This is a genomic window from Streptomyces sp. NPDC045695 (assembly GCF_056432025.1).
Window position 1 is genome coordinate 4,271 of the sequence record NZ_JBWKJU010000025.1, and the last position, 19,661, is coordinate 23,931.

20 protein-coding genes are annotated in these 19,661 nt (G+C 70.9%); 10 read left to right on the plus strand and 10 right to left on the minus strand.

Translation table 11 applies throughout. The features are described from left to right. From AC07DU_RS29815 to AC07DU_RS29830, 4 genes are all read right to left on the minus strand, one after another. The coding region (locus AC07DU_RS29815; protein ID WP_479114803.1) for an RlpA-like double-psi beta-barrel domain-containing protein at positions 1-516 on the minus strand (516 nt) is incomplete at its 3' end. 703 nt (positions 517-1,219) lie between these two features. Beyond that, positions 1,220-1,351 carry a hypothetical protein gene (locus AC07DU_RS29820; protein ID WP_479114805.1) on the minus strand — a complete coding sequence of 44 codons (132 nt, stop codon included), beginning with the start codon at positions 1,349-1,351 and terminating at the stop codon, positions 1,220-1,222. 5 nt (positions 1,352-1,356) lie between these two features. Next, on the minus strand, positions 1,357-1,740 hold the full coding sequence (locus AC07DU_RS29825) for a hypothetical protein (protein WP_479114807.1): 384 nt from the start codon (positions 1,738-1,740) through the stop codon (positions 1,357-1,359). A gap of 233 nt (positions 1,741-1,973) precedes the next feature. Beyond that, complete coding sequence (locus tag AC07DU_RS29830; RefSeq protein WP_479114809.1) at positions 1,974-2,174, minus strand: hypothetical protein; 201 nt, start codon at positions 2,172-2,174, stop codon at positions 1,974-1,976. 1,511 nt (positions 2,175-3,685) lie between these two features. Between AC07DU_RS29830 and AC07DU_RS29835 the strand changes: the two genes are divergently transcribed. Continuing rightward, positions 3,686-4,939, plus strand: coding sequence for a protein-glutamine gamma-glutamyltransferase (locus tag AC07DU_RS29835; protein WP_479114875.1), 1,254 nt, complete (start codon positions 3,686-3,688; stop codon positions 4,937-4,939). A gap of 1,238 nt (positions 4,940-6,177) precedes the next feature. Here the strand turns inward: AC07DU_RS29835 and AC07DU_RS29840 are convergent. Continuing rightward, positions 6,178-7,143 carry a pirin family protein gene (locus tag AC07DU_RS29840; RefSeq protein ID WP_479114811.1) on the minus strand — a complete coding sequence of 322 codons (966 nt, stop codon included), beginning with the start codon at positions 7,141-7,143 and terminating at the stop codon, positions 6,178-6,180. A gap of 188 nt (positions 7,144-7,331) precedes the next feature. Here AC07DU_RS29840 and AC07DU_RS29845 point away from each other — a divergent pair, with 188 nt between their 5' ends. The 7 genes from AC07DU_RS29845 to AC07DU_RS29875 all read left to right on the plus strand — a co-directional run bounded on the left by AC07DU_RS29845 (position 7,332) and on the right by AC07DU_RS29875 (position 12,054). Next, on the plus strand, positions 7,332-7,700 hold the full coding sequence (locus AC07DU_RS29845) for a tetratricopeptide repeat protein (protein ID WP_479037777.1): 369 nt from the start codon (positions 7,332-7,334) through the stop codon (positions 7,698-7,700). Positions 7,701-7,769: 69 nt separating this feature from the next. Next, on the plus strand, positions 7,770-8,963 hold the full coding sequence (locus AC07DU_RS29850) for a methyltransferase (protein WP_479114877.1): 1,194 nt from the start codon (positions 7,770-7,772) through the stop codon (positions 8,961-8,963). Between the two features lie 28 nt (positions 8,964-8,991). After that, a complete protein-coding gene (locus AC07DU_RS29855) occupies positions 8,992-9,744 on the plus strand; it encodes a MerR family transcriptional regulator (protein ID WP_360904920.1) in 753 nt (250 codons plus the stop codon). Between the two features lie 107 nt (positions 9,745-9,851). Next, complete coding sequence (locus AC07DU_RS29860) at positions 9,852-10,481, plus strand: DUF6230 family protein (RefSeq protein ID WP_360904917.1); 630 nt, start codon at positions 9,852-9,854, stop codon at positions 10,479-10,481. Beyond that, positions 10,472-10,948 (plus strand): DUF6114 domain-containing protein, encoded by a 477-nt coding sequence (locus AC07DU_RS29865; protein WP_360904914.1) that lies wholly within the window; start codon positions 10,472-10,474, stop codon positions 10,946-10,948. Before AC07DU_RS29860 ends, AC07DU_RS29865 begins: the two co-directional genes overlap by 10 nt. Then, on the plus strand, positions 10,945-11,595 hold the full coding sequence (locus AC07DU_RS29870) for a hypothetical protein (protein ID WP_479037662.1): 651 nt from the start codon (positions 10,945-10,947) through the stop codon (positions 11,593-11,595). Before AC07DU_RS29865 ends, AC07DU_RS29870 begins: the two co-directional genes overlap by 4 nt. Before the next feature lie 150 nt (positions 11,596-11,745). Next, positions 11,746-12,054, plus strand: coding sequence for a DUF2087 domain-containing protein (locus AC07DU_RS29875; RefSeq protein ID WP_479114813.1), 309 nt, complete (start codon positions 11,746-11,748; stop codon positions 12,052-12,054). On the opposite strand, the gene AC07DU_RS29880 is transcribed toward AC07DU_RS29875, so the two are convergent. Continuing rightward, on the minus strand, positions 12,027-12,800 hold the full coding sequence (locus tag AC07DU_RS29880; RefSeq protein WP_479114815.1) for a metallophosphoesterase: 774 nt from the start codon (positions 12,798-12,800) through the stop codon (positions 12,027-12,029). The genes AC07DU_RS29875 and AC07DU_RS29880 overlap by 28 nt on opposite strands. A 780-nt stretch (positions 12,801-13,580) precedes the next feature. Between AC07DU_RS29880 and AC07DU_RS29885 the strand changes: the two genes are divergently transcribed. Then, positions 13,581-13,781, plus strand: coding sequence for a DUF5988 family protein (locus AC07DU_RS29885; protein WP_360904899.1), 201 nt, complete (start codon positions 13,581-13,583; stop codon positions 13,779-13,781). A 4-nt stretch (positions 13,782-13,785) separates the two neighbouring features. Here AC07DU_RS29885 and AC07DU_RS29890 read toward each other — a convergent pair whose 3' ends face one another. The 4 genes from AC07DU_RS29890 to AC07DU_RS29905 form a co-directional block, all read right to left on the minus strand. Next, complete coding sequence (locus AC07DU_RS29890; RefSeq protein ID WP_479114817.1) at positions 13,786-15,213, minus strand: dihydrolipoyl dehydrogenase family protein; 1,428 nt, start codon at positions 15,211-15,213, stop codon at positions 13,786-13,788. Between the two features lie 41 nt (positions 15,214-15,254). Continuing rightward, positions 15,255-15,662 carry a thioredoxin family protein gene (locus tag AC07DU_RS29895; RefSeq protein WP_360903665.1) on the minus strand — a complete coding sequence of 136 codons (408 nt, stop codon included), beginning with the start codon at positions 15,660-15,662 and terminating at the stop codon, positions 15,255-15,257. A gap of 71 nt (positions 15,663-15,733) precedes the next feature. Beyond that, positions 15,734-17,173 (minus strand): aldehyde dehydrogenase family protein, encoded by a 1,440-nt coding sequence (locus tag AC07DU_RS29900; RefSeq protein ID WP_479114819.1) that lies wholly within the window; start codon positions 17,171-17,173, stop codon positions 15,734-15,736. 173 nt (positions 17,174-17,346) lie between these two features. Beyond that, the gene (locus AC07DU_RS29905) at positions 17,347-18,546 is read right to left on the minus strand and encodes a thiolase family protein (RefSeq protein ID WP_479114821.1); all 1,200 of its coding nucleotides are present in this window, start codon (positions 18,544-18,546) and stop codon (positions 17,347-17,349) included. A 213-nt stretch (positions 18,547-18,759) separates the two neighbouring features. Here AC07DU_RS29905 and AC07DU_RS29910 point away from each other — a divergent pair, with 213 nt between their 5' ends. After that, entirely contained in the window at positions 18,760-19,635 is an 876-nt protein-coding gene (locus tag AC07DU_RS29910; RefSeq protein ID WP_453370045.1) for a YihY/virulence factor BrkB family protein, read from the plus strand. The last annotated feature ends 26 nt before the right edge of the window (positions 19,636-19,661 follow it).

Consider the following 19,661-nt stretch of genomic DNA (forward strand, 5'->3'; position numbering starts at 1 on the left):
CACCTTCACCTTCGTCCCTGCCGGAAACGTCCCGCTGCTCGCCGCCGGCGGTCCCGCTTCACCCGACAACGTCACCGTCGACCCCTGACACACCACTTCCCCGGTGGCCGGCGGCACCGGCGCGCCCGCCTCGGCGGATGCGGCCGCCCCACGGTTCGGCGCGGCATTACCACCGGCCACGCGTTCGACGCGTGCGCGTCGGATGAGGTTCTTGCCGGGTTCCCTCACCTTGTCGAAGGCCGCGTTGTTCAGCAGGACGCAACTGCCTGACGGGCCGTTGACCGTGACCGTTGTCGACTGGCCGTTGTCGAGGTTGGTCACCTTCACCTTCGTCCCTGCCGGAAACGTCCCGCTGCTCGCCGCCGGCGGTCCCGCTTCACCCGACAACGTCACCGTCGACCCCTGACACACCACGTCGGGGACGGCGGCATTGCCGGTCGCCATCGTGGCGGCGACCCCTGCGGTCACGAGGGCTCCCGCGAAGACAGAGAGCACGAGCTTCTTCGTACGACTCATAGTCCGTTTTCTGGACACTGGCACTCCTCGATCCGATGGACACTGTCCCCCGCCACGTCCTGCATACGGCCGGCATCACGCGCATGGTTGAGATCTGTCGCAGCCTCACAAATTGGGCTGAGAGGCGTTTCGCGGCGCTGCGCGGCGGCGTACGACAAGGCCCATGTCCACTGGACTGCGTTCAAAGAAGCAGGTCACGTCCCTGAAGCCGATGGAGGCCGACGTCCGTGCGGCGTTCACCTCTACGGTTTCGATCGGCGCGGGGCGCGGAGACCACAGGCGCCCTTAAGGCTCAGTTGAGGGGCCCTTAACCAGCCCAAAGCAACCGGAAGCGCGGCCCACGGGCATCAGAGTGGGTCGTCGTAGGCAGCACGGCCGGGCGTGCTGCGGCCTCCCCTCCGTCCCGGCTGGTGCGACGGTCTTCCGTCATGAACGACAGCATCCCTGCCCAGCTCGTCGAGGCAGCGGGCCGGGGGTACGGTTGCGTCTACTTCGGTCACTCGCGAGAGGGCGGCGAGATCGGTCCTTGTGATCAATGGCCGCAAACGGCCCCCTTGCATGCTCGGCGAGGACAGGGCGAGTTGCTGGTGTGCGCGACCGTGGTTGGGGGCGGTGTCGATCCAGGCCGCGCCCTGGGGACAGGCGGTGCGCGCCAGCTTCGGTACGACGCGCACTCTGTACGTGCCCAGTCCGAGCGAGACAGTCACCGGCTGCTCCCCAGGACGATGGCGGCCTGTCCTGCGGCCAGTGCGGTCACCACCTCGGCGGCCTGGTCGACGGTGAGCCCAGAGTGCTGCGCGAGCGCGGCGAGGGTGAACGGCTGTCCCTCAATCAACAGGTTCAGGAGCGGACCCGCTCACCGAATTCGGCAGGGGTCGCTACCGCAACACCGACCTGCGCGAGAACGACCTGGCGGCAATCCGAGGCGTGGCGAACCTCGCCGAAGTCCGCATCGACCCCGGCCAGCAGTCCGACCTCGCCGAAGCCCTCGTGAACGAACTCGGGATCACTATCGGGGACGACTGAACCGGGAGGCGCCGCTACCACTCCAACCCCAATCGCGATGAACTGCGCAAACGCCGGACCCTGCCCGTCATCTCCCGCAAAGGAGCCCCGTACATCAAGGACATCGGCAAGCTCCGCTACGTCGTGGAGCAGACCTTCGCCCTGCTCCCCCAGTGCAAACGCCTCTGCGTCCGATGGGAACGCCGCACCGAGTTCCACGACGCGTTCGTCTCCCTTGCCTGCAGCCTCATCTGCTGGCGACGCCTCAACAAGCCGGAATCATGATCCTGTTACGAGCTCCTACGACGATGGTGTGCTTGTCCCAGTCGTCCAGGCACTGGCCCACTGTCCTGCTTCCGTGCTCGCGGGACGGGCGGGCGGGCGGGCGGGCGGGCGGGCGGGCGGGCGGGCGCATCCTCCCAGTCCACGGGGTGCGCCTGGCCTGTCCAGCTTCAGGCGCACTCCGCCCGCAGAACGTGCGCTGGGCCGGGTGGGGAGGTCGGAGCCGTCACCCGGACCACCATGCCGGACGGGCCGGAGGCCGAGTCGAAGTACACCGGCTCGGGCCTCGTGCCGTCGAACAGCAGCACCGCGACCCGACCCTCATGCGACCTGCCGTACTCCTCGGACTTCCACGTCTCGTCCTTGGCCATGTGCCCCTCCTCCATCCCGGTCTCGCCTTCCGCAGGCTCCCAGGACGACGATTCGCACCCACGGCCGCGGAGCGCGCGAAACAGAAGAAGTACCTGCGGACGGGGCGGCGCCTCCCCGCTCACCCTCCTCGATTTGGGGCGTCCAGGGCTCTGACAGACCCCGCGCACCTGCGGGACCGGCGGGACCGGTCGGACCAGGGTTGCCCGGGCAGCCCGGCCTACTGCCGGCCCCGCAACGCCCGCACCGACACCGCTGGCAAAGCAGCGTCCGGGCCAGTACCTATTCCTGCCAAGCCCGGGTCCCCGTGCTTCCTGATCCACCCGCCGATCACACCAACCCCCGCTGGACCGGTATCAGAACTCACGCAACTGAGACAGCGTCACCCCACGTGCGATAAAGCCCGGGAACAGCGATCCCATGGCAAATCTTTTACCCCCAAGTCAGTGACCCCACTCGCTGAAAACAGCCTGCTACCAGCAATAACGTCCCAAAGCCCACCGACTCTCACCCCATCACCCCAAAACCAAGAGATCGCAACCAGCCGTTGCACGGAAGGCGAGGGCGAATGACAGCCCTGGGTCGGGCAGCAGTGGAAAGTGGCGAAGATCTTGCGGTCCTTCCGGCGGGCGTTCGTCCGGTTGAGACCCGGAGGGCGTGGACCGCAGCCTTCGCATGCGGTTCGCCGCCGCTGCTGCACGAAACGCTTCGGCCCGGCTGACAGCGCCGTCGTGCACGACTCCTCAGGACTCCCGAGGTCATTGTTACCGGTCTCGCCGCGGGCCGTACGCCACGGGCGGGAGAACGCTGCCGCTACACGATCCCAATGCCGGACTCGCCCGCCTTGATGACCGAATACCGCCCTATTAGACGGCGTGGCCGATTTTGAAGCCGCGGTGTTGTCGCGGAGTTGGCACCGGGCCATGATCGCTTCTCGTACAACCTGACTACTCACCCGGGAGCCGAGATGTGATAGCAAACCCCCTTCCACGGGATGGGGCTGGACGGCCTGCGGGCCGCCTTCCAGTACCTGCAACCCGGGGCCACCGTGCAGGGTTCTGGTTTCTGAACAAGGGACGTTTCTGAAACTCACCTGCAAAGCCACTCAGGGGAACTCCGGGAGCTTTTCGTCTCGGCCCTCGCGCAGGCGGTTCTCAGCTTCTCCCGCACTACAACATCCGCGTGGCACGGCCGTTCACGCCGAGTGGGTCCGCCTGGCAGCACGGCTTCATGTATGCCGCCCCGTACGCCGGACTCCGCTACTGCGCCGACGCAGACCACGCGGTCCGACACGCGTCGTCATCACCTGATGCAGCCGACCCGGCCCGAACGGGGTGGGCGGAGCCGGCTCTGACCACGACGATCCCCGGTCGGCCGAGCAAGACATGGCCATCCGCCCGTCAACTGCCGACGGAGCACGGCCATGACCTGATCGCAGCTCGCCGCGATCTCCTCCACCGTGCCGCTCTCTCGCATGCCCTGCATTCCACCATCAAAGGAGTTCTTGATCTTCATGTACCAACGCTCGGGGTTTCTCGCCCTCACCACGGTGGGCGTAGTGCTGTGCACCGCTGGTCTCACGCCATCGGTCAGCCAGGCAGCCGGCAGCGGCGGCGGCGAGAAGGGGTCCTACGCCGAAAAGCACGGCCTGACAGTGGATGACATCGGGCACATCAACGCACTGAACGAGAAGGCTCTGAATCTGGGTCAGCTCGGCGAGTCATCGGGAGGGTTACTGCCGAGTGCCGCCGAGTCCCTCAGGGCCTCCGCATCGGCTGGCGACAGGGTGACCCCTCCCGCCGAGCCGCTCGACAGCATGCCTGACGCGTACCGGGCCCACGGAGACAGGGCCACTACCGGCATCAGCAACTACATACGCAAGTGGCAGCAGGCCTATAGTCACCGCGACGGCAAACCTCAGCAGATGACCGAAGAGCAGCGAGAGCAGCTGTCCTACGGGTGCGTCGGCGTCACCTGGGTCAATTCAGGCCCCTACCCGACGAACAAGCTGGCCTTCGCGTCCTTTGACGAGGACAAGTACAAGAACGCTCTGGAAACCACCGGCCCACGGCCGGGCGAGACGCGGGCCGAGTTCGAGGGGCGCATCGCCAAGCAGAGCTTCGACGAGACAAAGGGGTTCAACCGGGCTCGTGATGTGGCATCCGTCATGAACAAGGCCCTGGAGAACGCCCACGACGAGGGGGTCTATCTCAGCTACCTCAAGGCAGAGCTCACGAAAAGCAACGACGCCCTGTCCAAAGAAGACATCCGTTCGAACTTTTACTCAGCCCTGAGGAACACACCGGCCTTCAAGGACAGGAACGGGGGCAACTACGACCCGTCCAAGATGAAGGCGGTCATCTACTCGAAGCACTTCTGGAGCGGACAGGACCCCAGGAATCCCTCCGACAAGAGGAAGTACGGCGACCCGGACGCCTTCCGCCCCAACCAGAGCACAGGCCTGGTCGACATGTCGCAGGACAGGAACACCTCGCGTAGCCCCGCCAAGCCCGGCGAGAGCTACGTCAACTTCGACTACGGCTGGTTCGGGGACCAGAAGGAAGCAAACCCCGACAACACCATATGGACCCATGCCAACCACTACCACTCGCCCGGCGGCGCCATGGGGCCCATGCAGGTATACGAGAGCAAGTTCCGCAGCTGGTCCAGCGGCTACACGGACTTCGACCGCGGAACCTACATCATCACCTTCATACCCAAGAACTGGAACACCGCCCCCGCCAAGGTGAAGCAGGGCTGGCCGTAACACCCCGCCCCTCACCACGAACACGCCCTCCGCGCAACTGCCCAGCCCCACCACGTGCCACATGCGGAGCGGGGCAACCCTTCGATCACCCACACCCGCCAATTCGCGGCCCGATGACCACCCGCCCCAACCGGGTGCTGCCCATCACCCCCCGGGCTCCGCTATGAGCACTGAACACTCGGACAGGCAGTCCTCCGCATCGTCGACAAGGACCAGGTGGAACCCGTCGAGGAACCGGACCGGTGTATCCCGCCTCCCCTCTTGCCACTCACGACAGGGGAGGCGGCCGGTACCTTCGTGGGAATGACGGTCGCATCGCGGGCCGGAAGCCCGGCGGTTACCACGGCCCGGGCGGACACCGGAGCCGTCTGCCGCCGGTCTTCCCGATGCCGGCGAGGTCTGACAGGGTGTAGGTGCCACGTCGGGCGAGTACGCCGCGGGCTCGTCCGCGAGCGCGGACAACCGCTCACATGACTCTTCGCGCACCTCAGGACCTTGCGGCCACCCTCTCGTCCCCGGGCAACGGAACATGGTCCCGGACGCCTTCTGGCGCGGTCCGGCGGAGGCCGCCAGGACGGCGGCCAGGGCTACATCCGACCGTGTTTCCCCACTGGGCAGGCCAAGACTCGCTCGCGCAAGTTCGAGGTGTGCCGGGCGGGCAGTTCGGTATTCCCCGAATGCTGTGTCCCATGCTCCGGCGTCCGAGGGGATCAGACCACGGGCCAGCCACTCGAGATGCCCGGACTTCCGGACGAGCGACGCGCGGTCCGGATCCGCGCCTTCCCGCAGGATGGGCGCACCGTCCGTGCCTCAGCCTCGTCGAGGTGGCGCTCCCAGTCCTCCTGCGGGCCTTCGATGACCGGCTCGTAGATGCTGGCCGCGTCCGCCACCTCCCAGTCAATCGGATACCGCGCGGTGCCGCGCCAGCCACGCGCGCAGGCACCGCGTGTGGCGGTCACGCGGGGCCGGTTGAAAATTCCGCTGTAAGCCCACCACTCCCGCGTCTCATGGAAGTCGGCGCCGCTCCCCGGATTCAGTCGGCTTCCTACAAGCGGTAGCACCCAGGCGATCAGACTCTCGGTCCGGCCCTTGCGAAGCGCAGTGGGCACCCCGACCGGCACGTAGCCGGGAACAACTTCCAGGCAAGCGCGGGGCGTGATCGGAAGCGCCGAGGCTTCAGCCACAGGAAGGCGTATGACCCGCACCCCGCGGGACCGCCTCCCTCCAGTTACGGCAGGTCAGCGCACTCTACCGCGTGGTTTGAGGTGGGTCGGGGGCAGGTCAGGAGCCGGAAGTGGAGGGCTGTCATACCCCTTCACCTCACCGAATCGCGACCCGTGCATCCAGTCCTCGCGGGCCTGCGCGATGTCCTCGTGGGAGCGGCCGATCCAGTTCCAGAACATGACGATCTCCTCCTCGAACGGCTCGCCGCCCAGGAGCATCAGGCCGGCGTCCGAGACCGCGCGCAACGGGAGTTCCGTGCGGCCGCAGCCGAGGTAGAGCATCGAGCCGGGGAGGACCGGGACGCCGTCGACGTGGGCCTCGCCCGACATCGACAGGACCGCGTACTCGAAGTCCCGGTCGAGCGGGAGGCGGGTCTCGGTGCCCGCCGCCAGGGCGAGGTCCGCGCCCACGATCGGGGTGTACGCCGTGCCGGGCGAGGTCGCCGTGTCCAGGGTGCCCAGGATGACCGTCGCGTCCAGGCCCGGGGCCGTCACCCGGGGAAGATCGGCGTGGTGCTGGAAGTGCGGTTCCACGTCGCGGTGGGCGTCCGGCAGGGCCACCCACAGCTGGGCGCCGTGGAGGAAGCGGGCGTGGGGGCGCGGGCTCTCCTCGGAGTGACTGATGCCGCGGCCGGAGGTCATCAGGCCGAGCTCGCGCGGGCGGATCGTGGCGAGGCTGCCGACGCTGTCGCGGTGCAGCACCTCGCCCTCGTGCAGCCAGCTCACCGTCTGGAGTCCCGTATGCGGATGCGGCGGGACCTGCATGCCGGGCTCGTCGGCGATGTCGTCCGGGCCGTAGTGGTCCACGAAGCACCAGGCGCCCACCATGCGGCGGCCCAGGTTCGGCAGGAGTCGGCGGACCTCGGTGGACTCTCCGAGCTTGACCGTGCGCGGGCTGAGGAGCTCGCGCACCGGTTCGGCGACGACGAAACCGCGGCCGCCGCAGGTGGAGAGAGCGGGCTGGCGATCGAGATTGCTCATGCGGACAACCTAGCCCCGACCGGGCGTCCGTGTTGAGTGGAATGTTGCACCGCGCAGTGGTGTTGGAGGCAGCGAGGAACCACCTGACCGGCGGAAGGGATGTCGTGGACACGAGGGAACCCATGGACGAACCCATGGACGCCACCAACCCGCGCGATGCCGTGGGCGCCCGAGATGCGGCGGACGACGTGGCCCCCGTCGCCGCGCTCGACGCGTCGGGGGCGTACGTCTCGCACGGGACCGAGGCCGAGCGCTGGGCGCGCGCCCAGCTCTTCTTCGACGCGAAGGAGTACGTGACGGCCGCCCGCATCCTGGACGCGCTGGCGGCCGAGGCGCCCGAGCAGCTCGCGCCCCGGCTGCTGCTCGCCCGTGCCTACTACCACTCCGCCCGGCTCTCCCGCGCCGAGCACGAGCTCCGCGCCATCCTGGAGCGCTGGCCGGTGGAGGACTACGCGCAGCTGATGCTCGGTCGCACCCTGGAGCGGCTGGGCCGGGCCGGCGAGGCCCGCCGCTACCTGCGGACGGCCGCCGCCATGGCGGGCGAGTTTCCCGAGTAGCGCGCCCGGGCCCCGTGCGATGCGGGGTCGGGCGGCCTCCTCCGATAGCCTGGGTCCCATATGAACCGTCTGACCACACCCTTCGGCTCCTACGAGCTCTCCCGCTTCCCCGAGGACCCGCGCGACCGGCTCCAGGCCTGGGACGCCGCCGACGAGTACCTGCTGCGCCACCTCGACTCCGGTACCGGGGAGCGCGGCCCGGTGGATCTGGCCTCCGCCGGCCAGATCACCGTCGTCGGGGACCGCTGGGGGACGCTGACGACGGCGCTCGCCGCCTACCGCCCGACGCAGATCACCGACTCCGCCCTGTCCCGTTCGGCGACCGCCGCGAACCTCGACCGGGCCGGGATCGGCACGTCCAAGGCGACGGTGACGCTGCTCACCACGCAGGACCCGCCGCCCGAGCGGATCGACGTACTGCTGGTGCGCGTGCCCAAGAGCCTGGCGCTGCTGGAGGACCAGCTGTACCGGCTGGCTCCGCACGTGCACGCGGGCACCGTCGTCGTCGGCGCCGGCATGGTCAAGGAGATCCACACCTCCACGCTGCGGCTGTTCGAGAAGATCCTCGGGCCGACGAAGACCTCGCTCGCGGAGAAGAAGGCCCGGCTGATCTTCTGCACGCCGGGCACGCCGGGGGCGGCCCGCCCCACCGTCCAGGGGCCGTGGCCGCTGACGTACACGGTGGACGAGGACGCCGGGTCGGCCTCCGGCCTGACCGTCGTCAACCACGCGGGGATCTTCTGCGCCGACCGGCTCGACGTCGGCACCCGCTTCTTCCTGAAGAACCTGCCGACCAACACCGACGGGGCCCGGGTCGTGGACCTGGGCTGCGGCAACGGTGTCGTCGGTACGGCGGTGCAGGTGCACGATCCGGACGCCGAGGTCGTCTTCACGGACGAGTCCTACCAGGCGCTCGCGTCGGCGCGGGCCACGTACGCGGCGAACATCCGCCAGGGCCGGCGGACCGCCGAGTTCTTCGTCGGGGACGGGGTGGCGATGCTGGCCCCGGGCTCCGTGGACCTGGTGCTGAGCAACCCGCCGTTCCACTCCCACCAAGCCACGACGGACGCCACGGCGCTGCGGATGTTCGCGCAGTCGCGCAAGGTGCTGCGGTCCGGCGGCGAGCTGTGGATCGTCGCCAACCGGCACATGGGTTACCACACGCACCTGCGCCGGCTCTTCGGCAACAGCGAAGTCGTCGCGAGCGAGCCGAAGTTCGTCGTCCTGCGGGCGGTCAAGCAGGATCGTCCGCGGCCCATGTGACCTGCCAGTACGTCCTACACTCTGCCGCGTGAGCAGCGAGGTGGGGGACGGGAGCGGTGGCGAGCGCTACCGCCGGGAGGACGTGGCCCGGGCGGCCGGCGTCAAGGTGCGCAACCTGCGCTACTACCAGGAGCGCGGGCTGCTGCCGCCGCCGCGCCGGGAGGGCCGGATCGCCTGGTACTCCGACGACCACCTGACCCGGTTGCGCCTGATCAGCGATCTGCTGGGCCGCGGCTACACGGTCAACGGCATCGCCGAGCTCCTGCACGCGTGGGAGGAGGGCGGCGGCCTGTCCCGGTTGCTGGGCCTGGAACGGGAGATGACCCGGGACTGGGTGCAGGAGGAGCCGGTGACGATGACCCGCGCCGAGCTGCGGGAGCTGTTCGGCCCCACGGCCACCGCCCAGGACACCCGGCGGGCGGCGGAGCTGGGGTACGTGACGATCGAGGGGGACCGGGTCACGCACCCGAGTCCCCGGCTGCTGCACGCGACGCTCACGCTGGTGCGGCAGGGAGTCCCGCTGGCGGAGATCCTGGACGCGGGCGAGTTCGTCCAGGCGCAGGCGGCGGCGCTCGCGGACCGGTTCGTCGGGTTGTTCCGGCGCCATGTGATCGGTACGGAGGGGCTGGAGCAGCTTTCGGCCACGCAGCTCCAGCACATCACCTCCGCGGTGGCGGCCTTGCGGCCGGTGGCCGGCGAGGTCGTGACCACGGAGTTCGCGCGGGCGATGGCTCGGCGGGTGGAGGCGGAGGTCGGCGAACTGCTGCGTACGGAGCAGTAGGAGTCGGCTCAAAGGGTGCACTCGCACAACCTTGCCAGCCGCCATTGGCACTCTTACATTCAACTCGTCGGTAACAACGGTGCACAGCCGATATTAGGGACGATCTCATGACCGGTTCCCCTCACTTATCCGACGTTCCCAGCGGCTCCGGCCGCGTCCGCTGGCGGCGGTTCGCCGTCCTGACCGTCCCCGCCGTCGCCGTGACCGCCGGCCTCGGCATCGCCCTCGCGCAAGGCGCCTTGGCCGCCTCCTTCGCGGTGTCGGGGCAGCAGTTCAAGGTGTCGGCGAGCAGCCTGGAGGGCGAGGGCTTCGCCCAGTACGGCAGCGTCGACGTCAACGCCCGTGGTGAACTCGTCCCGGTGGCGGTCACCGCCATCAGGGAGGCCAAGCTCCACAGTCTCTGCCAGTCGGTGGTCACCTCGCTCCCGGTGGTCGGCGACATCTCGCTCAATCTGACCGCAGGTCAGAAAGCGCCGGTGGAGGCGAGCAACCTGTTCGTCGACGCCACTCAGCTCTCCGGCGACGCCGTTTTCAGCAACATCGAGATCGGGCGCGACGCCTCCACCCTCGACAAGGGGCCGGCGGACGCGCAGGGCATGCAGGACCTCTTCGCCCAGCAGGCGGACACGGTCCGGATCACCGGCCTCCAGCAGACGGCGTGGGCCACCAACGCCGGCACCTTCAAGCTGTCGGGGCTGAGCATGAGCGTCAGCAAGGGCAAGAAGGAATGCTTCTGAGCCGCTCGCGGTGGCGGCGGTGGCGGCGCAGCAGACCGTTCTGGGGCGGGCTGTTCGCGGTCCTGGCCGGATCGTGGATCTGCGTCCTGCCGCTGGCACCACTGAAGATCATGCTCCAGCAGGGCGTGGCGGGCATCCCGTCGGTTCTGATGGGCCTGGTGATGATCGTGCTCGGCCTCACCGCCTGGTTCGCTCCCCCACAGCGCGCCCTGGCGGGCGTCCTCACCACGCTGATCGCCACCGCCGCACTGGTGCTCTCCAATCTGGGCGGGTTCCTGATCGGCACCCTGCTCGGCATTCTCGGCGGCGGCCTGATGTTCGCGTGGCAGCCGTACGCCGCCTCCGCTCCCCCCGCCGGTCCCCCAGCCGGTCAGCCCGCCTCCGCTCCCCCCGTCACCGTCCCCCCTTCCGCTCCCCCCACCGATCCCCCCACCCCGCACTCCGATCCCCAAGGAGCACAGCCATGAGCCGCACGCGCACCGCGCTCGCCCTCGGGATGGCCGTCGCCGCAGCCGTGGCGGCGGCCTCGGCCACCGCCACCGCCACTCCCCTGCCGCTGGCCGGGTCGACCACCGTCACCCCGGCCGGGCACGGCTTCCAGGCCACCCTCAGCGGCAAGGCCACCCTCAAGGCCGGTTCGGTGACGGTGACTTGTACGGTCTCCGTCGCCACCGGCACCGTGCCGGCCGCCCCCGGCAACACCAACCCCGCCGGTCCGGTGTCCTCGCCGATCTCGGCGCCCACCTACAGCTCCTGCACGTCCAGCATGCCGGGCGTGACCCCCACGGTCACCACCAGCGGAGCCTGGGCGGTGTCGATGCAGAACGGCTCCCCCGTCACGGCGACCATGACCGTGCCGGTCGGCGGGCTGGTGGTCAAGACGACCGGGCTCGCCTCGTGCACGGTCACCGCGGCGCCCACGGCCGCGGCGAGCGTGGGCGGCAGCTGGACCAACGGCGCCCCGTCCACCCTGACGTTCACCAACGCCTCCGTGCCGGTCACGGTCACCGGTGGGTTCGGCTGCCCGACGAGCGCGACCTCGTCCACCTTCAACGCGGTCTACAGGGTCACCGACACCACCGACCCGGCGCAGCAGATCACCGTCGGCCCCTGAACCGAACAGCGGCCGCGGCCCGCTGCCCCGGACACCCCACGGGACAGCGGGCCCTTCGCGCGGGAGCTCCTGGGAGTTCCGCGGGAGTTCCTGGGAGTTCCGTGCGAAATTCCGTTGCCCCCCGGCCCCGGACGGGTCAAGCTCGCCGATATGTCACGAAGCACCGATGACCATCAGTCCCGCGCACCGCGCCCGGCCCGCAGGGACGTCCAGGACCTGTTCTCCGGCGGACGCCTCATCGCCGTTCCGCGCAAGGCCGCCCGCCGCGAGCAACTGCTCGTGCACCTCGCCGAGACCCTCTTCGCGGTGGACCGGGAGTACACCGAACCCGAGGTGAACGACGCGCTGCGCACCGTGCACGAGGACTGCTCGGCGCTGCGCCGCTATCTGATCACCGCGGGCCTGCTCACGCGGACCCGCGACGGAAGCAGCTACCGGCGGTCCACGACCACCCGGTAATGCGTCGTCAGCCGCCCGTCGTCGCCCAGCACATGGAAGGCCACGGCCGGCGGCTCGTCGAGGTGGACGTGCGGGGAGGACCCCGAGGGGCTCTCCCACGGCAGCCGGAGGGTCGAGACCACGCCGGGCGCGACCAGGACCGGCCGTCCCGCGAAGGTGGTGGCGGCCGCGGTGTGCGCGTGCCCGCACAGGAACGCGGTCAGGTGCGGATGGCGTTCGGCCAGCTCCGCGAGCCGCTCCTCGCCGAACTGGCGGATCTCGTCGACGTACGGGGTCTGCAGCGCGACGGGCGGGTGGTGGAAGGCGACCAGGACCGCAGTGTCCTGCGGCGTGTCGGTCAGTACGCCGTCCAGCCAGGCCAGGGTGGACTCCTCCAGCAGGCCGTGGTGCGCGCCGGGTACGGAGGAGTCACAGACCACGAGCACGAACCCGTCGCCGCGCATCACCTGGTCGACCGGTGCCACGGCCGCCGCCCCCTCCCGCGGTTCCCCCAACAGCCCCTGCCGGAAGGCGGCCCGCTCGTCGTGGTTGCCGGGGCAGACGACCAGGGGGTGCCGCGAGCGCAGCAACGTGGCGGCCTGCTCGTACTCGTGGGCGGCGGCGTGGTCGGCTATGTCCCCGCTCACGAGCACGGCGTCCAGGTCGTACGGCAGGGCATCGAGGTACTCCATGACGATGCGGGTACGGTCGGCTGCGCGCCGGCCGCCGTCGAGATGGATGTCGCTGAGGTGGGCGATCACGATCACGGGCGGTGTCTCCTTGATCTCTGGTCGAGAGATGGGTACGACACATTCAACAGGGGAGCGGTTCCCGTATCGCCGTCGCCGTGCGGCTGGGTGCTACGGCCCGTGCGAGGCGTCGGCGGCCCTCGCCGCCTCGTACGCCACCCCCGTACGCCCGGCTGAGCTCACGGACGGAGCTCCCCAGCGACAGGATCGAGAGGAGCATGGCGGCCGCATACACCGTCCAGAAGGAGTGATAACCCCTCAGGACGGCTTGCAGGCCCAACGCGAGGGTTCCCAAGAGGAGGAACCGGACCAGCGCCCCGACACCGCTGACGGCCACGACCGTCTCGGTCTCCGACGACGCCCGGACCTTTCCGCGGCGCACAGATCCGTGAAATCCTCGAACAGCCGGGCATTGCTGCCCGCGTTCAGTAGCAGCTGTACGCCGGTTCGTGCCGCGATCAGTGCACGTGCGGCTTCCAGAACCCGCCCGCCCAGGCCCGATCCGCCCCCTGTGACGAGCACCGTGAAGCGATCTTGAAGGTTCAGATCTCGCCGGGCCCGTCGTCTGGCCAGCCTGTCACCTGTGCACGCATGCTCTCACTCCTGCGCGTCGACGACGGAGGAACGTGCCGGTTCCCGTCGTGTGGAGGCCGGAGCCTATCCAATGACACGGGTGGGCATCAACGGTGCACGGCCTTGCCCTGCGGACGGGCTTCCCGCGGTGGCCCCGTGGCACGGGGTACTCCCGGCAGCGCCCCTCGTGATGCGGGCGGTGCCGGGGATGGGAAGACTGGGTTCATGGCGAACAAGGCACTGCTTGAGGGCGGCCCGGACGATCTGCCGGAGCGGGTCGTCCCGGTCAGCTCTCCCGGAGAAGACCTGAAGATCCCGCACCGCGGCGGATACGAGCACTTCAAGGTGACCTCGCGCCACCAGAACAGCCCGGAGGGGCCGCTGCCCGTCTACGAGTGGTGGGAGCGCACCGAGATCGCCGAATGACGGCTCACCCGCGGTAGGCCTCCAGCAGCCGCAGCCAGACCTCGCTGATCGTCGGGAAGGCCGGCACGGCGTGCCACAGCCGCGCGATCGGCACCTCCCCCGTGACCGCGATGGTGGCCGCGTGGATCAGCTCGGCCGCGCCCGGGCCGACGAAGGTGACCCCGAGCAGGATCTCGCGGTCGAGGTCGACGACCATCCGGGCCTGTCCGCGGTAGCCGTCGGCGTACAGTCCGGCGCCGGAGACCTTGGACAGGTCGTAGTCGACGGCGCGCACGCGGTGGCCGGCCCGTTCTGCCTCGGCCAGGGTCAGGCCCACGGCGGCGGCCTCGGGGTCGGTGAAGACCGCCTGCGGAAGGGCGTGGGTGTCCGCGGTCGCCGCATGGGCACCCCATGGCCCGGTGTCCAGCGGCGTACCGGCCGCACGGGCGGCGATGGCGGCGCCCGCGATCCGGGCCTGGTACTTGCCCTGGTGGGTGAGGAGCGCGCGGTGGTTGACGTCCCCGACGGCGTACAGCCAGTCGTGCCCCGGCACCCGACAGGTGTCGTCGACACCGATCCACTCCCCGGCGGGCAGGCCCACGGTGTCCAGCCCGACGTCCTCGGTCCGCGGTGCACGGCCCGTCGCCATCAGCAGTTCGTCGCCCTCCAGGATCTCGCCGCCCGCCAGCACCACCTGGACGGGGCCGGTGGAGCCGTCCCGTACGACCGCCTCGACGCTCACTCCCGTACGGACCACCGCGCCGGCCGCGCGCAGCGCCTCGGCGACCAGTTCTCCGGCGAAGGGTTCCATCCGGGGCAGCAGCCGTGAGCCGCGTACGAGGACGGTGACCTGCGATCCGAGGGCCTGCCAGGCGGTGGCCATCTCGGCGGCCACCACCGAACCGCCCACGATCAGCAGCCGCCCGGGAGCCTGCTGCGCCGAGGTCGCCTCGCGGCTGGTCCAGGGGCGGGCCCCGGCGATGCCGGGCAGGTCGGGGATCACGGCCCGGGTGCCGGTGGCGACGACCACCGCGTGCCGGGCCGACAGCACGTGGTGCTCGCCCTCGGGGCTGGTGACGGCGACCTTGCGGATCCCGTAGAGCCGGCCGTGGCCCCGGTAGACGTGGGCGCCGGTGGAGTCGAGCCAGTCGATCTGGCCCTGGTCCTTCCAGTCGCCGACCCAGTAGTCGCGGTGCGCGAACACCGCCGCGCCGTCCAGGGGCCCGCCGACGGCCCCCGCCAGGCCCGGCACCCGGCGGGCGTCGGCCCGCGCCAGCACCGGGCGCAGCAGCGCCTTGCTCGGGATGCAGGCCCAGTACGAGCACTCGCCGCCGACCAGTTCGCTCTCCACCAGCGCCGTGCTCAGCCCGGCGGCGCGGGTCCGGTCGACGATGTTCTCGCCGGCCGGCCCCCCGCCGAGCACCACGACGTCGTACTCCACGGCTTCAGTCATACGGGCCAGTGTCACCGCTGGTCCGCGTCCGCGTCGCGTACTCATGCCTCCGGCGTGCCGGGGTCCTGGGCTCCGGGGGCCTGGCCGCCCTCCTGCGTGGCGGCGATCTTCGCGCGGACCTCGTCCATGTCGAGGGCGCGGGCCTGGCCGATGAGGTCCTTCAGGGCCGCCTCCGGCAGGGCGCCGGGCTGGGCGAAGATGGCCACCTGGTCACGGACGATCATGAGGGTGGGGATCGAGGTGATCTGGAACGCGCCGGCCAGCTCCTGCTGCGCCTCGGTGTCGACCTTGGCGAAGACCAGGTCGGGGTTGGCCTCGGAGACCTTGTCGTACACCGGGGCGAACTGGAGACACGGCCGGCACCAGCCCGCCCAGAAGTCGATCAGTACGAACGGGTTCTCGCTGACCGTCTGGTCGAAGTTTTCCTTGGTGAGCTCGACTGTAGCCACGGTGTGCTGACCTCCTGATTGAGCCGTCTGGTCTCTGAGAACGAACAACCTGTCCCGGACATTCCTCGCGATTAGAAAGGGTGGCCGGCGGGCGTGGCGCGGGACGTGGTCCAGCGGAGCTCGGTGAAGGCGTCCAGATTGGCCTCGCCGCCGAACCGGGCGCCGGTGCCGGACGCGCCGACTCCGCCGAACGGGGCGACCGCCTCGTCGTTGACCGTCTGGTCGTTGATGTGCGCGATCCCGGTCGGGATCCGCTCGGCCAGGTCGAGCCCGCGCGCCGCGTCCCGGGTCACGATCCCGAGGGAGAGGCCGTACGGGCCCGCCGAAGCCAGCTCCACCGCCTCCTCCTCCGTCGCGAAGGACCGTACGGGCGCGACCGGCCCGAAGACCTCCTCGGCGTAGGCCGGGGTGTCGGCGTCGACGCCCGCCAGTACGGTCGGCCGGTAGAAGTGGTCCCGGTGCGTGCCGCCGGCGAGGAGTTTGGCCCCCTGGGCGGTGCTGGCCTCCACCAGGGCGTGGACGCGCTCCACCTGGCCGCGGTCGATCAGCGGGCCGAGGTGGACCGGTTCGCGGTACGGGTCCCCCACCGCCAGCGCCTCGGCGCGCGCGGCGAGCCGCTCGACGTACTCGTCGTAGAGCGAGGCGTGTACGAGGTGGCGGCCGGCGGTCATGCAGATCTGGCCCTGGTGGAAGAAGGAGCCCCAGGAGGCCTGGGCGACGGCGGCCTCGACGTCGGCGTCGCGGAGCACGACGAGCGCGGAGTTCCCGCCCAGCTCCAGGTGGGCGCGGGTCAGGTGACGGCCCGCCAGTTCGCCGACGGCCCGTCCGGCGGCGGTGGACCCGGTGAACGACACCACGCGGACCCGCGGGTCGGCGACCACCGCGGCGCCCGTCTCGGGGCCGCCGGGCAGGACGTGCAGCAGCCCACCGGGCAGTCCGGCGGCGGCGAAGACCGCGGCGAGGGCGAGGCCACCGCAGACGGCGGTGCGCCGGTCCGGCTTCAGCAGCACCGCGTTGCCGAGCGCCAGGGCCGGGGCGACCGAGCGGATCGCCAGGATCAGCGGGGCGTTGAAGGGGGTCACGACCCCGACGACCCCGGCCGGGACCCGGCGGGTGAAGGACAGCCGGGGCGCCTCGCTGGGCAGCACCTGCCCGGTCGGGCGCGAGGCCAGCGCGGCCGCCTCGTAGCACTCCTGCGCGGCGACGTGCAGCTCGAAGTCGGCCTTGCCGGGTATCGAGCCGGACTCGCGGACCAGCCAGGACCGCAGTTCGTCGGCGTGGGCGGTGAACAGGTCCCCGGCGCGGCGCAGCACGGCCGCCCGCTCGGCGTGAGGGGCGCGCGCCCAGTCCTGCTGTGCGGCCCCGGCCCGTACGGCGGCCTCCGCGACGTCCGCGGGCGCGGCGAGGGCGAGCGTGGCGAGGGGGTGGCCGGTGGCGGGTTCGACGACCGGAGCGGCGCCGCCGGTGAGGGTGGGTCCGTCCTGCCAGAGCGTCGGGTCGAGGAGCGGCATGGCGCGGGGCCTCCGGGTGGGGATGGGCGGGCTGCTGGGCGGCGGAACACCCCCCGAGGGGTGGCAGCACGCGCCATCGTGCCAGACCCGGAGCGCCACTTCTGTTCAGTTATAAGGCAGTTGGCGCTGCACGGTGACCGGAAATGATCGACGCTCTGGCCGGGGCGGCGGGTTCAGCGCTCCAGGACGAGCGCGATGCCCTGCCCGACGCCGATGCACAGGGCCGCCATGCCCGTACCGGAGCCCGCCGCCGCCAGCTGGTGCGCGACGGAGCCGGCCAGCCGGGCGCCCGAGGCGCCGAGCGGGTGGCCGATCGCGATGGCGCCGCCCCGCGGGTTGACCACGGCCGGGTCGAGCTCCGGCCAGGCAGCCAGGCAGCCCAGCGCCTGCGCCGCGAAGGCCTCGTTGAGCTCGAAGGCGGTCAGGTCGTCGAGGCCCCGGCCGGCCTTGGACAGCGCCCGCTGGACGGCGTCGACGGGACCCAGACCGAAGAACTGGGGCTCGATCCCGGTGACGGCGCCGGCGCTGATCCGGGCGAGCGGCTCCCGGCCGGTGGCGGCCAGACCCTCCTCGTCCGTCAACAGCAGCGCGGCGGCGCCGTCGTTGAGCGGCGAGGCGTTGCCGGCCGTGACCGTGCCCCGGCCGTCGGTCCGGAACGCGGGCTTCAGCTTGGCCAGCGCCTCGGGGGTGGAACCCTCCCGGATGCACTCGTCGCGCACCAGGTCCACGCCGGCGTACGGCACGACCTCGTCGTCGTACAGCCCGGCGGACCACGCGGCCGCGGCCTTGCGGTGGCTCTGGAGCGCGAAGGCGTCCTGCGCCTCTCGGGTGATGCCGTACTTGTCCGCCACGAGCTCGGCGCCCTCGCCGAGCGAGCCGGTCCACTCCGCGGGCATGAGCGGGTTGGTCATCCGCCAGCCGAGGGTGGTGGACCACATCTGCTGGTGCCCGGCGGGGAAGGTCCGCTCGGGCTTCTGCACGACCCAGGGGGCGCGGCTCATCGACTCGACGCCCCCCGCGATCGCCACGGAGGCGTCGCCGACGGCGATGGCCCGGGCGGCCTGGACCACGGCTTCGAGACCGGACCCGCAGAGCCGGTTGACGGTGACCCCGGGGACGCTCACGGGCAGCCCCGCCAGCAGCACCGCCATGCGGGCCACGTCCCGGTTGTCCTCGCCCGCGCCGTTGGCGTCGCCGAACACGACGTCGTCGATGCGGGCCGGGTCCAGGTCGGGCGTACGGTCCACCAGCGCGCGCACCACGTGCGCGGCCAGGTCGTCCGGCCGGACCCCGGCGAGGGCACCGCCGAACTTGCCGATCGGGGTGCGGACGGCGTCGACGACGTAGACGTCGCGGACGGTGCGGATGCTCATGGCGGCTCTCCTGGGCGGATCCGTACGGGCGGCGGCGCATCGGTGCCGGTGTGGGCACGGGGACACGCCCCCGGGTGCGCCCGGTGGGGCGCGCCCGCAGTCTCCTTCCGCGCATCGCCGCCTGTCAACGGTCCCCCGGGACGCTCGGGGCCCGCTGTGAAATGGCTGAAGGGGACGGAGGATGGGAGCGGTGACGCCGGGCAAGAGGGCAGCGTGGCATCGAACACTCTCCGCACGCGCCGGAGCACACCGGGGAACCGCACCGTCGAGCTGCTGAGACGGGCGCGCTCACCCCTGCGCGGTACCGCAGTACGCCTCTGGCACGACAACATCGCCGACTACGCGGCAGCTCTCACCTACTACGCGGTGCTGGCGCTGGTGCCCGCCCTGCTCGTTTCGGTCTCCCTGGTGGGACTGGCCGGGGAAGGCACCCGCGAGCGCCTGATCCTCGACCTCACCTCCTACGCCCCGCCCCAGTCGGCCCAGGTGCTCCGCGAGGCTCTGGACGGCCTCACCTCGGCGCCGTCCTCCCTGTGGGTCCTGCTCCTCAGCGGCGTCGTGAGCGCCTTGTGGTCGGCCTCCAGCTACCTGGCGGTCTTCCGCCGCGCCCTGCACGCGATGCACCGGTTGCCCGACACCCGGCCGCCCCTGCGCGCGGCCCACGTCCTCGTCCTCACCGCCGGCGTCCTGCTGGCCCTGCTCGCAGCGGGCGCCGCGAGCCTCGTCGCGACCGGCCCCGTGGCCCGCCGGCTCGCGGCGGCCGCCGGCTACTCGGGCCCGGACGCCATCGGGGTCCTGCGGTGGCCGGTGCTCCTCGTGATCGTCACGGCCCTGATCCTCATCCTCTACCGGACCGGACCCGCTCAAGCCCGCGGAGTGCGCCGGGGGTTTCCGGGCGGCACCCTGGCGGCGTTCCTGTGGCTCGGCGCTTCGGCGCTCTTCACCTTCTACACGCAGTTCGGGACCTACAGCCGCCTCTACGGTTCGCTGGCGGGGGTCGTCGTCTTCCTCGTGTGGCTGTGGTTCTCCAACCTGGCACTGCTCGCCGGCGCGCAGTTCAACGCGGTGATCGCACGGGGCGGCAAATGATCCGGCGCCGCGCCGCCGGCCGCCGG